13 protein-coding genes are annotated in these 15,206 nt (G+C 68.5%); 6 read left to right on the forward strand and 7 right to left on the reverse strand.

What is annotated here, in order from left to right:
- Positions 1-21: 21 nt before the first annotated feature.
- Together P8627_RS12280 and P8627_RS12285 are read right to left on the reverse strand one after the other, a co-directional pair.
- Complete coding sequence (locus tag P8627_RS12280; protein ID WP_279964417.1) at positions 22-804, reverse strand: Bax inhibitor-1/YccA family protein; 783 nt, start codon at positions 802-804, stop codon at positions 22-24.
- A 191-nt stretch (positions 805-995) separates the two neighbouring features.
- A complete protein-coding gene (locus tag P8627_RS12285; protein ID WP_279964418.1) occupies positions 996-1,958 on the reverse strand; it encodes an NADPH:quinone oxidoreductase family protein in 963 nt (320 codons plus the stop codon).
- Positions 1,959-2,112: 154 nt separating this feature from the next.
- Here P8627_RS12285 and P8627_RS12290 point away from each other — a divergent pair, with 154 nt between their 5' ends.
- From P8627_RS12290 to P8627_RS12300, 3 genes are read left to right on the forward strand one after another with little or no spacing between them, the layout of a single operon-like run.
- Entirely contained in the window at positions 2,113-2,472 is a 360-nt protein-coding gene (locus P8627_RS12290) for a helix-turn-helix domain-containing protein (RefSeq protein ID WP_279964419.1), read from the forward strand.
- 58 nt (positions 2,473-2,530) lie between these two features.
- On the forward strand, positions 2,531-3,313 hold the full coding sequence (hisN, locus tag P8627_RS12295) for a histidinol-phosphatase (RefSeq protein ID WP_279964420.1): 783 nt from the start codon (positions 2,531-2,533) through the stop codon (positions 3,311-3,313).
- Positions 3,306-4,640 (forward strand): 8-oxoguanine deaminase, encoded by a 1,335-nt coding sequence (locus P8627_RS12300; protein ID WP_279964421.1) that lies wholly within the window; start codon positions 3,306-3,308, stop codon positions 4,638-4,640. Before hisN ends, P8627_RS12300 begins: the two co-directional genes overlap by 8 nt.
- A 10-nt stretch (positions 4,641-4,650) precedes the next feature.
- Here P8627_RS12300 and P8627_RS12305 read toward each other — a convergent pair whose 3' ends face one another.
- Positions 4,651-5,253, reverse strand: a complete 603-nt coding sequence (locus tag P8627_RS12305; protein ID WP_279964422.1) for a thymidine kinase — start codon at positions 5,251-5,253, stop codon at positions 4,651-4,653.
- A 92-nt stretch (positions 5,254-5,345) separates the two neighbouring features.
- On the opposite strand from P8627_RS12305, the gene P8627_RS12310 reads away from it, so the two are divergent.
- Entirely contained in the window at positions 5,346-5,804 is a 459-nt protein-coding gene (locus P8627_RS12310; protein ID WP_279964423.1) for a hypothetical protein, read from the forward strand.
- Here the strand turns inward: P8627_RS12310 and P8627_RS12315 are convergent.
- From P8627_RS12315 to P8627_RS12330, 4 genes are all read right to left on the reverse strand, one after another.
- Positions 5,768-6,862 (reverse strand): beta-ketoacyl-ACP synthase III, encoded by a 1,095-nt coding sequence (locus P8627_RS12315; RefSeq protein WP_279964424.1) that lies wholly within the window; start codon positions 6,860-6,862, stop codon positions 5,768-5,770. The two genes, P8627_RS12310 and P8627_RS12315, sit on opposite strands and share 37 nt — an antisense overlap.
- Positions 6,863-6,987: 125 nt before the next feature.
- Positions 6,988-7,569: a DUF2726 domain-containing protein gene (locus tag P8627_RS12320; protein WP_279964425.1), complete on the reverse strand. Its 582-nt coding sequence runs from the start codon at positions 7,567-7,569 to the stop codon at positions 6,988-6,990.
- A 148-nt stretch (positions 7,570-7,717) separates the two neighbouring features.
- The gene (gene carB / locus P8627_RS12325) at positions 7,718-11,035 is read right to left on the reverse strand and encodes a carbamoyl-phosphate synthase large subunit (RefSeq protein WP_279964426.1); all 3,318 of its coding nucleotides are present in this window, start codon (positions 11,033-11,035) and stop codon (positions 7,718-7,720) included.
- 212 nt (positions 11,036-11,247) lie between these two features.
- Positions 11,248-12,465: a cyclopropane-fatty-acyl-phospholipid synthase family protein gene (locus P8627_RS12330; RefSeq protein ID WP_279964427.1), complete on the reverse strand. Its 1,218-nt coding sequence runs from the start codon at positions 12,463-12,465 to the stop codon at positions 11,248-11,250.
- 178 nt (positions 12,466-12,643) lie between these two features.
- Between P8627_RS12330 and P8627_RS12335 the strand changes: the two genes are divergently transcribed.
- A complete protein-coding gene (locus P8627_RS12335) occupies positions 12,644-13,327 on the forward strand; it encodes an HAD-IA family hydrolase (RefSeq protein WP_279964429.1) in 684 nt (227 codons plus the stop codon).
- A gap of 89 nt (positions 13,328-13,416) precedes the next feature.
- Positions 13,417-15,189: an aspartate--tRNA ligase gene (aspS, locus tag P8627_RS12340; RefSeq protein ID WP_279964430.1), complete on the forward strand. Its 1,773-nt coding sequence runs from the start codon at positions 13,417-13,419 to the stop codon at positions 15,187-15,189.
- Positions 15,190-15,206: the final 17 nt, after the last annotated feature.

Below are 15,206 nucleotides of genomic sequence, written 5' to 3' on the forward strand. Positions count from 1 at the left end.
TCCGTCGTCATGTGCCTGCGATCACTCGCGATTGCCGAGGAACTGCAGCAGGAACATGAACATGTTGATGAAGTCGAGATAGAGGCGCAGCGCGCCCATGATCGCCGACTTGCCCAGCCACTCCGTGTCGCCATGGGCGGCGTGGGCCACGTACTCGTTCTTGATCGACTGCGTGTCGTAGGCCGTTAGGCCCGCGAAGATCAGCACGCCGATCGCCGAGATCGCGAAGGCCAGCGCCGAGGAGGCGAGGAAGATGTTCACGATCATCGCCACAATCAGACCGATCACGCCCATGATCAGGAACGTCCCCATCGCGCTGAGGTCCTTCTTGGTCGTGTAGCCGTAGAGGCTGAGACCCGCGAAGGCGATGGCGGTAACCAGGAAGGTCTGGATGATCGACACGCCGGTGAACACCAGGAAGATCGAGCTGAGCGACAGGCCCATCACCGCGGCGAAGGCGTAGAACACGACCTGCGCGGTGGCCGCCGACATGCGGTTGATCATGGCCGAGAAGCCGAAGACGAAGATCAGCGGCGCGAACATGATGACCCAGCGCAGCGGCGAGGCGTAGATCGCGTAGCCGGTCTGCGTCAGGTAGGTGTCGGCGTTGAGCTGCGCGGCGGCGAGGTTCGGATCGGTCGTGACCGACAGGCCCGAGATGGCCCAGGCGGCCGCGAAGGTGATGAGCATGCCCACGGACATCGTGCCGTAGACCTTGTTCATGTGGGCGCGGAGGCCCTGATCGATCTCGGCGGCGCGTGCGCCTGAGACAGAGCCGGTCCGCAGAGCGTCGAATTGTGCCATGGAACTCCTCCAAGGGGTGAAACCATTGGAACGGCCGAATGCCGTCCCTCGCGTCGAAATATCGGGAGGTTCCGCCCGCAATTCAAGATGCTAGACCGATCCAAACGCCCGGTTTCGATTGATTTTAGCTATCGAACGGGCGGATGGCGGCGCATCGTTGCCCAAGCCGCGTCAATCCGGCGCAGCTGGGCTCAGCGCATTTCGATCACGACCTTCCCGGTGGAACGCCGCGCGCGCATCAATTCGAGCCCCTCGGCCACCCGGTCGAGCGGCAGCCGATGGCTGACATGCGGGCGCAATTCGCCGCGGCCGTACATCTGGAACAGGGTGGCGATGCTGTCGGTGATGACAAGCGGCTTCGACCGCAGGTAGCCGCCCCAGTACATGCCCAGAAGGTCGACATTCTTGACCAGCAGGTGGTTCGCCTTGACCTGCGGAACCTCGCCCGAGGCGAAGCCGATCACAAGGATCCGCGCATCCGCGTTCGTCGCCCGGAACGCCGCCTTGAAGGCGTCGCCGCCCACCGCGTCATAGACCACATCGGCCCCGCCCAGCGCCTTGATCGTGCCCCGCAGGTCGGGATCCTCGGCGTCGATGACATGTGCGGCACCGCGGTCGCGGGCCAGGTCCAGCTTCTCCGCCCCGCGCGCGACGGCCACGACCTCGGCCCCCATCTTGGCGCCCAGCTCGACGGCCGTCAGGCCCACGCCGCCAGCCGCGCCCAGCACCACCAGCCGCTCGCCGGGCTTCAGGCGCGCCTTGTGGGTCAACGCGACATGGCTGGTCGAATAGGCCACGATAAAGGCCGCCGCGATGTCCGAGGGCATGCCCTCGGGCACCGGGACGCAGCGCTCGGCCGGGAAGCAGCCCATCTCGGCCAAGCCCCCCGCACCGCCGAAGACGGCGACGCGCGTGCCGATCGCGGGCGCGTTCACGCCCGGCCCCCGCGCGGTCACGGTCCCGCAGACCTCCATTCCGGGCGCGAAGGGCAGGGCGGGCGTGTCCTGGTAGCTCCCCTTGATCATCAACAAATCCGCGAAGTTCAGCGCGCAGGCCTCGATCGCCAGCGCGACCTCGCCCGGGCCGGGGACGGGGTCCGCGACCTCCGTCACTTCGGGGGGCGTGTCGTGGGACGTGACGAGATAGGCGCGCATCGAAACCTCCTTCGCGGGTGCCCTTCTGCTGCCCCGCCCGGCGGCCCGGCGCAACCGCGGGACGCGATGACGCATGGTGACTTTCGCTTTTCCGGTGAACGATCAGGCGACGGCGCGCGTTCGTCATCGTGTTACGGACACACAGGAGGGCGCCATGAAACATCCCGTCGACGTGCATGTGGGCCAGCGCATCCGCCAGCGGCGCTGGATGGTCGGGATGACCCAGCAGCAACTGGCCGAGAAGGTCGGCATCAAGTTCCAGCAGATCCAGAAATACGAGACCGGCATGAATCGCGTCTCCGCTTCGCGCCTCTGGGAGATCGCGACGGCCATGGATGTCGAGGTCGGCCATTTCTTCGAGGGCCTGTCGGACGGGCCGACCGGCAACGGCGACCGCGACTTGCTGGCCGACAAGGAAGCGCTCGACCTCGTCCGCGCCTATTACGCCATGCCCGAGGCGCAACGTCGCCGCCTGTTCGACCTGGCGCGCGTGATGTCCGACCACGCCGCCTGAGGCGCTTGACCCAGCCGCGAGCCCCATGCGACCCGATTGGCGCAGGGGCGGAGGCGGCATGGACGACGATTTCACCGAATTTCGCGGGATCGCGGAGCGGATGGCCGACGCCGCCCGGGACGTGACGCTGCGCCATTTTCGCACCGAGCTGCGCATCGACAGCAAACGCTCCGATTTCGACCCCGTCACCGCGGCCGACCGCGAGGCCGAGGCCGCGATGCGCGCCATCCTGGCGGAGACGCGGCCCGATGACGGCATCCTGGGCGAGGAGGCCGCGACGGTCGCCGGGACCAGCCGCTGGACCTGGGTTCTGGACCCGATCGACGGGACGCGAGCCTTCATCTCGGGGATGCCGACCTGGGGCGTGTTGATCGCGCTGTGCGATGCCGGCGGCCCCCGGCTCGGCCTGATCGACCAGCCGTTCACGGGCGAGCGCTTCGCGGGCGGCCCGGGCGTGGCCGCGTGGACGCGCGGAGACGCGGCGCGCGCCTTGGGTGTGCGCGGGACGACCGAGTTGGCGGAGGCCACGATCCTGACCACTTTCCCGGAGGTCGGGACAGAGGCCGAGGCCGCCGCCTTCCACCGCGTCGCGCGCGCCTGCCGGCTGACGCGATACGGGATGGATTGCTACGCCTACGCGCTTCTGGCAGCGGGCCATGTCGATCTGGTGATCGAGGCGGGTCTGCAGGCCTATGATATCTGTGCCCCCATCGCCGTCATCGAGGCCGCCGGCGGGATCGTGACCGACTGGCAGGGTGGCCCGGCACATGACGGCGGCACCGCCCTGGCCGCAGCGACGCCCGAACTGCACGCCGCCGCGATGGATCTTCTGAATGGCTGAGCTGCTCCTCCGCGGCGCCGAGCGCGTGCTTGCGATGGAGGACGCCGCCGACGAGAGCGCCGCGCGCGACATCCTAATCCGCGACGGGGTGATCGCCGCGATGGGGACCGGATTGAGCACCACGGGGGATGTCGTCGAAGCCGCGGGCTGCCTCGTGACGCCGGGCCTCGTCAACACGCATCACCACCTCTACCAGGTCCTGACCCGGGCCGTGCCCGCCGGGCAGAACGCGCTGCTCTTCGGCTGGCTCAAGACGCTCTACCCGATCTGGGCGCGGTTCACGCCGGACCACGTCCAAGTCGCCACCCAGATCGGGCTGGCCGAACTGGCGCTGTCGGGCTGCACGACATCCTCGGACCATCTCTATCTCTATCCCAACGGCGTTCGGCTGGAGGATACGATCCACGCCGCCGCCGAGACCGGGCTGCGCTTCCATCCCACCCGCGGCTCCATGTCGATCGGAGAGAGCGCGGGGGGCCTTCCGCCCGACGCGCTGGTCGAGGGCGAGGCCGCGATCCTCGAAGACTGCATCCGCGTCGTCGACGCCTTCCACGATCCCGCCCCGGGATCGATGTGCCGCATCGGCCTCGCGCCCTGCTCGCCCTTCTCCGTCAGCCGCGACCTGATGCGCGACACCGCCCTGCTGGCGCGCGACAAGGGGGTGCGGCTGCACACCCATCTGGCCGAGAACGCCGAGGACGTGGCCTATTCCGAGGCGAATTTCGGCTGCCGCCCCGGGCAATATGCCGAGGATCTGGGATGGACCGGCGCGGATGTCTGGCACGCGCATTGCGTCGAGCTGGACGCGGCCGAGATCGACCTCTTCGCGCGCACGCGCACCGGGGTGGCGCATTGCCCCTGCTCGAACTGCCGGCTGGGCTCGGGCATCGCGCCGCTGCGCGCGATGCTGGATGCCGGCGTGCCGGTCGGGCTGGGCGTCGACGGATCGGCGAGCAACGATGCCGGAAGCCTCGTGGAGGAAGCGCGGCAGGCGATGCTCCTGCAACGCGTGTCGCGCGGGGCGGATGCCATGTCGCCGGTCGAGGCGCTGCGGGTGGCCACGCGCGGGGGCGCGACGGTGCTCGGGCGCGACGATATCGGCATCCTGCGGCCGGGGATGCGCGCCGACATCGCCGTCTGGGACATGCGGGGCGTCGAGGCGGCGGGGAGCTGGGACCGCGCGGCGCTACTGCTCGCCGGGCCGCGCCGCGTGCGCGACCTCTTCGTCGAGGGCCGTCAGGTCGTCCGCGACGGGCGGATCACCACGCTGGATCTGCCCCGCCTCGTTGCGCGGGCCGAGGAGCTGCTGCGCGCGCTTCTGGACTAGAGAGGCAGTCCTAGACCGGCATTTCGGGCGGCACGCGGTCGCCCGTCGCCTCGCGGAAATGCCGCCGGCAGAGCGACACGTAGCGCTCGTTGCCGCCCACCTCGACCTGCGCGCCCTCGGTCAGCGCGCGGCCCTCCGCATCCTGCCGGATCACCATGGTGGCCTTGCGTCCGCACCAGCAGATCGTGCGCACCTCGCGCATCTCGTCGGCCAGCGCCAGAAGCGCGGCGGAGCCGGGGAACAGCTCGCCCCGGAAATCGACGCGCAGCCCGTAGGCCATGATCGGCACGCCGAGGTCGTCCACCGCGCGGGCAAGCTGCCAGACCTGCTCGCGGCTCAGCCATTGCGCCTCGTCGACCAGGACGCAGGCGCAGGGCCCGGCCCGCAGGCGCGTCTCGATCATCGCGTAGAGATCCGTTCCGGCGGCATAGGTATCGGCGGCGGCCTCGATGCCGATGCGGCTGGCGATGCGCCCGGTGCCCGCGCGATCGTCGAAATTCGCGGTCAGCAGGTAGGTCTCCATGCCGCGCTCGATGTAGTTGTAACTGGCCTGCAGGAGCAGCGTGCTCTTGCCCGCATTCATCGTGGAGTAGTGGTAGTAGAGCTTCGCCATATGCCGGTCTTGCCGCTCACCGGGCCCGCCCGCAAGCGCCTGCGTTGGCAGCGCGCCGGGTTGACGCTAGGTTAGGTCGCGGAGGACGCGCGATGACTTCGACATTGGGTGAGGACTTGAAGCGGCAGACCGAGGCACTGGTCAAGGCCGTGGGCGTCGAGGCGAGCTGCGCGGTCACGGGCCGATCGAAAGCCACACTGGGCCGCTATTATTCGCAGCACGAGGAGCACGCGAAGCGGTTCATCCCCGTCGATGTCCTCGCCGCGCTGGAATCGGCGGCGGGAATCCCCATCGTGACCCGCTACCTCGCGCAGCGGGCCGGGATGGCGCTGGTGCCGCAGGCCCACGCGGCCAATCTGACGCCCGAGGCGGTCGCCGCGCGGTCGAACACGGTCTTCACCGAGCTTGGACGGCTGATGATGAATGGCGGGCTGGACGGGCCGGAGGGGCGCGCGACGCTGGCCAAGCTGCGCGGCCTGCAGGCCGAGCTGGTCGCGCTGGAGCAGAGCCTGGTTCAGACCCGCGTTACGACGACCGATCCGACCGAGTAGCCCGCCCCGAAGCTGCAGATCAGCCCGCGATCGCCGGGGACGAGGTCTGCGGAGTGCTTGGCGAAGGCGATGATCGAACCGGCCGAGGAGGTGTTGGCGTAGTCCTGCAGGATGTTGGGCTGTTCCGCAGGCTCCGGCACCCGGCCCAGCACCTTGCGGCCGATGAAATCGTTCATCGCCTTATTGGCCTGGTGCAGCCAGAGCCGCTTCAGCGCGTCCGCGGCAATCCCCTCATCTGCCATGTGACTGCCGATATGGGCCGAGACCATCGGCAGCACTTCCTTGAAGACCTTCCGGCCGTTCTGCATGAACTGCATGTCGCGGCGGTCTTCCATCTGGTCATGGGTGCGCCGCAGGAAGCCGTCATTGTTGCGGATATTGTTGGAGAACTGCGTCGCACAGCGCGTCGAGTCGATGCGGAACCCGCCGGCTTTCGCGACCGACTCGTCCTCCAGCACCAGCGCGGTGCAGACATCGCCGAAGATGAAATGGCAGTCCCGGTCGCGCCATTCGAGATGGGCCGAGCAGATCTCGGGGCAGGTGACAATGGCCCGCTTGATCGAGCCCGAGCGGATCATGTCCGCCGCCGCCTGGATGCCGAAGGTGGCCGAGGAACAGGCCACGTTCATGTCGAAGCCGAACCCGCCCGTGCCCAGCAGCTGCTGGATCTCGATGGCGATGGCCGGATAGGCGCGTTCGTGGTTCGAGGCCGCGCAGATCACCGCGTCGATCTGGCCGGCCTCGATCCCGGCCATGGCCAGCGCGTCGGTGCAGGCCTCGACCGCCATCTCGGCCATATAGCCCGGCTGCTCGTCGCTGCGGCCGGGCAGGCTGGGAAACATGCGCGCGGAGTCGAGCACGCCCGTCTTGTCCAGCACGTGCCGCTGTTCGATGCCCGAGGCGGAGCGGATGAAATCGGCGCTGGAATGCGGGATCGGGGGCTCGGCACCCTCGGCGTTGCGGCGGTCGGCATAGGCGTTGAAGGCCGCGACGAGCTCGTCGTTGGTGATGACCTGCGAGGGCGTGTAGACGCCCGATCCGGTGATGATCGCGGCCATATCGGGCCTCCTTGCTGTCGCGCTGGCGGGAGCGGCCGCGCGAGCGGCGGCGGGGTCCGACACAAGTGCCGTCCCCGCTGCGGGAGGTCAAGTTGGCGGCCGCCGCGGTGACGCGGCGGCGGCGCTCAGGCGTAGAGGGGCTGGACGTCGTCGATGCAGACCGGCGCCGCGATGTTGGCGGCGGGCGGATCGCTGTCGACCACCGCGGCCAGGCGGGCGCGATTCTCGGCCCAGCTGGCGGCCAGCGACATGGTCACCAGTGGCAGGCCGGCCGCGGCGAAGGCCTGGTGGCAGACGCTGTCGCGGTAGGACGGCCCGCGGCCGCGCACCACGGTCACGCCGCAGACCGGAAGGCCGGCATCATCGGCGATGACGAAATCGACCCGGCGGCGGCGCAGCTCGGCCTCGACATCCGGCGCGTCCTCAACCGAGAAGAGCGCGGCCAGCGAGACCTGGGCGTTCAGCCGGAAGCCGCGGACGGAAGCGAAGCGGGCGAGCCGCTTGGCGATCGCCTCGCGTCCCGCGTCGATCAGCGGGCGAAGCGTCACCTTGGTTTCCTTGAGGCGGACGATCACGGACTGGCGCGGGCGGCCGTCGATGCGATGGCCCGGGAAATCCGGGATCTCGTTATTGGACAGTTCGGCGTAGCGGCGCAATGCGACGCCGGATGCGCTGATGGCGATGAGCGAAAGGCTGGCAGGGTCCATTGAGATTCTCCCGTGAAAGCTCGTTTACCAAGCTGTGGGGCGCCTAAGGCCGTTACAGGCCCGAAACGGGGCCATTCGTGGGCCCGAATTTCCGCGATCGAAACAGCGTCGCCGTCGCGCAGGGACCGTTTCCGATCGGAGGTCGAATCTACTGCAGCGAGCGCACCTCGACCGCGCCTTCGTCCCGGGCGCGCATCGCGAGCGCGGCGGCGTGGGACCCGGCCAGCGTCGTGTAATAGGGGATTCGGTCCATCAGGGCCACGTTGCGCATCGAGCGGCTGTCCTCGACCGCCTGCGCGCCCTCAGTGGTGTTCATCACCAGCACGACCTCGCCATCCTTCATCACGTCGACGACAGTGCGCCCGCCCTCGTAGGCCTTGTTGACGTGGCGCGACGAGATGCCGTGCTGCGACAGGAAGGCCGCCGTGCCGGAGGTCGCGAGGATCGAGAAACCCATCTCGCGCAGCAGCGATGCCGTCTCGATCAGCTGGTCGGTCTTGTCGGCATCCTTGATCGACAGGAAGACGGTGCCCTTCTCGGGCAGGACCACGCCCGCGCCCATCTGCGCCTTCAGGAAAGCGCGCGCGAAGCTGCGGTCCCAACCCATCACCTCGCCGGTCGAGCGCATCTCGGGGCCGAGAAGCGTGTCCACGCCGGGGAAGCGCGCGAAGGGAAGCACCGCCTCCTTGACCGAGAACCAGGGCGTGTCGGGATGCGCGAGTGTCATCACGTCGCCCATCGGCACGTGGTCGATCGTGGCATCGGCGGGGTAGGGCGCGCGGACGGGGAAGTTCGACATCGGCTCGCCCGCCATCAGGCGCGCGGCGATCGAGGCGATGGCCGAGTCCACCGCCTTGGCGACGAAGGGCACGGTGCGCGAGGCGCGGGGGTTCACCTCGATCAGGTAAACCTCCTCGTCCTTCACGGCGAATTGCACGTTCATCAGGCCGACGACGCGCAGCGCCTTCGCCAGCGCCTCGGTCTGTTCGCGGATCGTGGCGATCACGTCGCGCGACAGCGTGTGCGGCGGCAGGCAGCAGGCGCTGTCGCCCGAATGCACGCCCGCTTCCTCGATATGCTGCATGATCCCCGCGACATGGACGGTCTCGCCATCCGAGAGCGCGTCCACATCGACCTCGATCGCGCCGGAAAGGTAGCTGTCGAGAAGCACCGGGCTGTCGCCCGACACGACGACGGCGTCGCGGACGTAGCGCTCCAGCTGCGCGGTGTCGCGGACGATCTCCATCGCGCGGCCGCCCAGCACGTAGGAAGGACGGATCACCAGCGGATAGCCCAGTTCCTCGGCGCGAGCGCGGGCCTCGGCATCGGTGGTCGCGATGGCGTTGCGCGGCTGCTTCAGCCCCAGCCGTTCCACCAGCGCCGCGAAGCGCTCGCGATCTTCGGCCAGGTCGATCGCGTCGGGCGAGGTGCCGAGGATCGGGATGCCCGCCTCGTGCAGCGCGCCCGCGATCTTCAAGGGCGTCTGCCCGCCGAACTGGACGATGACGCCGTGCAGCGTGCCGCGTTCCTGCTCGACGCGCAGGATCTCCATCACGTGCTCGAAGGTCAGCGGTTCGAAATAGAGCCGGTCGGAGGTGTCGTAATCGGTCGAGACGGTCTCGGGGTTGCAGTTGACCATGATGGTCTCGAAGCCGGCATCCGACAGCGCGAAGCAGGCGTGGCAGCAGCAATAGTCGAACTCGATCCCCTGGCCGATCCGGTTCGGGCCGCCGCCCAAGATGACGACCTTCTTCGCATCCGTGGGCCGGCTTTCGCATTCCGCCTCGCCCATCACGGGCGTCTCGTAGGTGGAGTACATGTAAGGCGTCTGCGCCTCGAATTCGGCGGCGCAGGTGTCGATGCGCTTGAACTGGGCGACGACGCCTTCGGCCACGCGCGCGGCGCGGATATCGGCCTCGGTCCGGCCGGTCAGCTTGGCCAGCCGCGCATCGGAGAAGCCCATCGCCTTGAGGCGGCGCAGCCCGTCGGCATCGGTGGGCAGGCCCTCGGCGCGGACCACGGCCTCCGCCTCCACGATCTCGCGGATGCGAGCCAGGAACCACGGGTCGAAATGGGTGATCGCGTTGATGTCGACATCCGACAGCCCTTGGCGCATCGCCTGCGCGATGACCCGCAGCCGGTCGGGCGTGGCGCGCGACAGCTCGGCCTTGATCGCGGCCGGGTCGTCGGGCAGCGCGACCTCGTCGAAGCCGGTCAGCCCGGTCTCCATCGAGGCCAGCGCCTTCTGCATCGATTCGTGGATCGTGCGGCCGATGGCCATCGCCTCGCCCACCGATTTCATCGCCGTGGTCAGAAGCGGCTCGGCGCCGGGGAACTTCTCGAAGGCGAACCGCGGAATCTTGGTGACAACGTAGTCGATCGTCGGCTCGAAGCTCGCCGGGGTGACGCGGGTGATGTCGTTGTCGAGCTCGTCGAGGGTGTAGCCCACCGCGAGCTTCGCGGCGATCTTCGCGATGGGGAAGCCCGTGGCCTTCGAGGCCAGCGCCGAGGAGCGCGACACGCGCGGATTCATCTCGATCACGACCATCCGCCCATCGGCGGGGTTCACGGCCCATTGCACGTTCGAGCCGCCGGTCTCGACCCCGATCTCGCGCAGCACGTTGATCGAGTGCGTGCGCATCATCTGGTATTCCTTGTCCGTCAGCGTCAGCGCGGGCGCGACGGTGATCGAGTCGCCGGTATGGACGCCCATCGGGTCCACGTTCTCGATCGAACAGACGATGATGGCGTTATCCGCACGGTCGCGGACCACCTCCATCTCGTATTCCTTCCAGCCGAGCAGGCTTTCGTCGATGAGGATCTGCGCCACGGGCGAGGCTTCGAGCCCCGAGCGGCAGATCCGCTCGTAATCGGCGCGGTTATAGGCCACGCCGCCGCCGGTGCCGCCCAACGTGTAGGCGGGGCGGATGATCGCGGGCAGGCCGACCTCCTCCAGCGCGCCCATCGCCTCGGCCATGCCGGCGGCGATGTCGTGACCCTCGCCCTTCTTGGGCGCGGCGACGATGGTGGCCTTCGGGTTCTCGATGCCCAGCCGGTCCATCGCCTCGCGGAAGAGCTTGCGGTCCTCGGCCATCTCGATGGCGGCGCGTTTGGCGCCGATCAGCTCGACGCCGAATTTCTCGAGCACGCCACGGTCATCGAGCGCCAGCGCGGTGTTCAACCCGGTCTGCCCGCCCATCGTGGGCAGCAGCGCATCGGGCCGTTCCTTTTCGATGATCGAGGCGACGACGTCGGGGGTGATCGGTTCGATATAGGTGGCGTCGGCCAGGCCCGGATCGGTCATGATCGTCGCCGGGTTCGAATTGACGAGGATGACGCGGTAGCCTTCCTCGCGCAGCGCCTTGCACGCCTGCGCGCCGGAATAGTCGAACTCGCAGGCCTGGCCGATGACGATGGGGCCCGCACCGATGATCATGATCGACTGGATGTCGGTCCGTTTGGGCATGGCCCGTCCCCTCATGCGCGGCAAATTGACGGCGGTCTAAGGGGCGGCGCGCGGGGAGGCAAGGGCGACCGAGCGGGGCCGGGAGAACCCGCAGGGGCCGATCGCACCCGTGGGCGCGGACTCGCGCGCCGGACCTGCGCCGCCGGCGGTATCGGACGGTCGCGGACAGGAGCCGCGCCGCGGCTGACCGGGTCGCTTACGCCGGTCAGCCGCTACTCGGCGGCGGCCTTCTGCGCGTAGAGGTAATCGCGGGTGTTCGGGACGGTGTCGCGCCTCCGGGTGAGCTGCATCTGGAAGACCACGTGCTTGTAGGCGTCGAAGCTGACCTCCGCCCCGGTGAGGTAATAGCGCCACATCCGGATGAATCGGTCGTCATACATCTCGCGCACGCGATCGAGATTGGCCTCGAACCGTTTCTGCCAACGCCGCAGCGTCTCGGCGTAGTGGCCGCGCCAAACCTCGATATCGGCCTGCCAGAGATCCGTCGTCTCGATCCCGCCGGCCAGTTCCGACAGCGAAGGGTTGTAGCCGCCCGGGAAGATGTACTTCGCCAGCCAGGTCGAGGTCGTGGTCGGCGGGCCGCAACGCCCGATCGTGTGGATCAGCGCGATGCCGTCCGGATCCAGCAGGTCCTCGACTTTGTTGAAATAGGTGCCGTAATTCGGCGCGCCGACATGCTCCAGCATCCCGACCGACACGATCCGGTCGAAGCGCTCGTCCAGCGTGCGGTAGTCCTGCAGCCGGATGTCGATGCGGTCGGACAGCCCGGCTGCGGCGGCGCGGGCCTCGGCGCGGGCCTTCTGGTTCTCCGACAGCGTGACGCCGGTGACCTGCGCGCCGAAATCGCGCGCCAGCGTCAGCGCCATTCCGCCCCAGCCGCAGCCGATATCGAGCACCCGCATGCCCGGCTGGATCAGCAGCTTGCGCGCGATATGCGCCTTCTTGGCAGCCTGCGCCTCCTCAAGCGTCATGCCCTCCCGCGCGAAATAGGCGCAGGAATACTGCCAATCCGCGTCGAGGAAGAGCTCGTAGAAATCGTCGCCCAGATCGTAGTGATGGGCGACGTTGGCCCGCGCGCGGTTCAGCCCGTTGGCCTGCGCGAAGCGCCGGGCCCGGAACCGCGCCGCGTAGCCGGCCGCCAGAAGTGGCGGCAGGGCGTCGCGGCCGCCATTGATCGCGAAGAGCGTCAGCATCTGGCGCAGGTCGCCGCGCTCGATCACCAGGGTCCCGTCCATATAGGCCTCGCCCAAGGCGAGCTCGGGATCCTGCACGAGATGGCGCAGCCGCGCCGGGTCCGTCAGGCGCAGCGCGACGTCGGGCCCGTTCGTGCCCTCGCCGAATTCATGCCGGCTGCCATCGGGCAGTGTCACCTCGAGCCGACCTCGCTTCACGAGGCGACTGAGCGTTTGCAGGACGATCGTCTTCCACATCGGCAAGACCCACCCAGACTCGGCGGCCGGAATTTCCGCCGCTGACAGGAAAGCGCAGTCGAGCCGCGCCGCGCAACCCTTGAGTGCCGTGCCACGTCAGTTTTGCAACCGACGGGAACCTTGGACGAATGGCCGCGTTAGGAGAAAAAATCGATATCGCGCGGGGCCACGGGAACCCATGACGATCGACGCTGTCTTCTTCGGTTCGCTCGGCGCAATCGCCGAGATTTCCGAGTTTCAGCGGCGGGCCTACAATTTCGCCTTCGCCGAGGCGGATCTCGAATGGGTCTGGGACCGCGACAGCTTTCACCACATGCTCAAGATCCCCGGCGGGCGGGCGCGGATGGCCAACTTTGCCGCCGCGACGGGGGATCCGGTCGATACCGATGCGCTCTATTCGCGGGCCCTCGCGCATTTGCGCCTCATCCTCGCCCGCCAGGCGCCGGCCCCCCGTCCCGGCGTGCTCGACACCATCTGGGCGGCCCGGGCCGCGGGCATCCGGGTGGTCCTGATCTCGGATGCCGAGCCTGCGCTCGTCGACATCGTCATCGGTGGCCTTGCGCCGCATCTGGGCCCGGACGCGTTCGACTGGATCGGCGCGGGCGAAACCGTCGCCACGCCGCGCCCCGCGCCGGACCGTTACGCGCGCGCGATCGCGGCCTTCGCGCTGCGGCCCGCCGATGCCGTCGCGATCGAGGACACGCCCGAGGGGGCGATGTCCGCGCGCGCCGCGGGCCTCGACGTGCTGGCCTTCCCGGGCGAGGCGATGCGCGACCGGGTCTTTCCGCTGGGCGTCACCGTCACCTGCCATCTGCGCCCCGCCGCCATCGGGCTCGACCAGCCGGAACTGGCCGCGGAGTGAGCCCGCGCCGCGGCGGGCGAGGTTGACACCCCGGGCGGGCCCGTGTTGATCGCGTGCGACACGCAGACCCCCCGACCCCGGAGACATCCATGCACCCCTTCCGCACCCATAGCTGTGCCGGCCTCGACGCCAGCAACGTGGGCGAGACCGTCCGCCTCTCGGGTTGGGTCCATCGCGTCCGCGATCACGGCGGCGTGCTCTTCATCGACCTGCGCGACCATTACGGCATGACGCAGATGCTGGCCGATCCCGACAGCCCGGTCTTCGCCGAGGTCGAGGCAGTCCGGTCCGAATGGTGCATCCGCATCGACGGCGAGGTGAAGAAGCGCGACGATGCGCTGGTGAACCCGAAGATCCGCACCGGCGAGATCGAGGTCTTCGTGCGCGACATCGAGGTGCTGGGCCGCGCCAACGAGCTGCCGCTGCAGGTCTTCGGCGATCAGGAGTATCCCGAGGAGACGCGGCTGCGCTACCGCTTCCTCGACCTGCGGCGCGAGGCGATGCAGCGGAACATGATCCTGCGCTCCGACGTCGTGCGCAGCCTGCGCAACCGGATGTGGGACCAGGGCTTCAACGAGTTCCAGACCCCGATCATCACCGCCTCCTCGCCCGAAGGCGCGCGCGACTTCATCGTCCCGTCGCGCCTGCATCCCGGCAAGGTCTACGCGCTGCCGCAGGCGCCACAGCAGTTCAAGCAGCTTCTGATGGTCTCGGGCTTCGACAAGTATTTCCAGATCGCACCCTGCTTCCGCGACGAGGACCCGCGCGCCGACCGCAGCCCGACCGATTTCTACCAGCTCGACATGGAGATGAGCTTCGTCACCCAGCAGGATGTGTTCGACAGCATCCAGCCGGTGATTACCGGGCTGTTCGAGGAGTTCGGCAACGGCCGCAAGGTCGATGCCGACTGGCCGCAGATCTCTTTCCGCGAGGCCGCGTTGAAATACGGCACCGACAAGCCGGACCTGCGCAACCCGATCGAGATGCAGGACGTGTCCGAGCATTTCCGCGGCTCGGGCTTCGCGATCTTCGCGAGCCTCCTGGAGAAGGACGGCACCGAGATCCGCGCCATTCCCGCGCCGACGGGCGGGTCGCGCAAGTTCTGCGACCGCATGAACAAGTTCGCGCAGGAGCAGGGGCTGCCCGGTATGGGCTACATTTTCTGGCGCGAGGGGGCGGATGGCATGGAAGCCGCCGGCCCGCTGGCCAAGAATATCGGGCCCGAGCGGACCGAGGCGATCCGGCAGCAGCTAGGCCTCGGCGTCGGCGACGCGGCCTTCTTCCTGGGCGGCCGTGCCTCCGAGTTCGAGGCCGTCGCGGGCCGGGCGCGCACGGTGATCGGCGACGAGCTGGGCCTCATCGACAAGGACCGCTTCGCCTTCGCCTGGATCGTCGATTTCCCGCTCTACGAGAAGGATGACGACGGGACGATCGACTTCTCGCACAATCCCTTCTCCATGCCGCAGGGCGGGATGGACGCGCTGAAGGGCGATCCGCTCGAGGTGCTGGGCTACCAGTACGACCTGGCCTGCAACGGCTACGAGCTGGTTTCCGGCGCGATCCGGAACCACCGCCCCGAGATCATGTTCCGCGCCTTCGAGATCGCGGGCTACGGCGAGGACGAGGTCCGCAAGCGCTTCGGCGGCATGGTCAAGGCGTTCCAATACGGCGCGCCCCCGCATGGCGGCTGCGCGGCCGGGATCGATCGGATCGTGATGCTGCTGGCCGACGAGGCGAATATTCGGGAAGTCATCCTCTTCCCGATGAATCAGCGCGCCGAGGACCTGATGATGGGCGCGCCGTCCGAGCCGCTGCCCGGACAGCTGGCCGAGCTCGGATTGCGGAAGATGCCGACCGAGTGACGCCGATGCTCCGGGCC

The sequence above is a fragment of the Jannaschia sp. GRR-S6-38 genome, from assembly GCF_029853695.1.
Lineage (GTDB): Bacteria > Pseudomonadota > Alphaproteobacteria > Rhodobacterales > Rhodobacteraceae > Jannaschia > Jannaschia ovalis.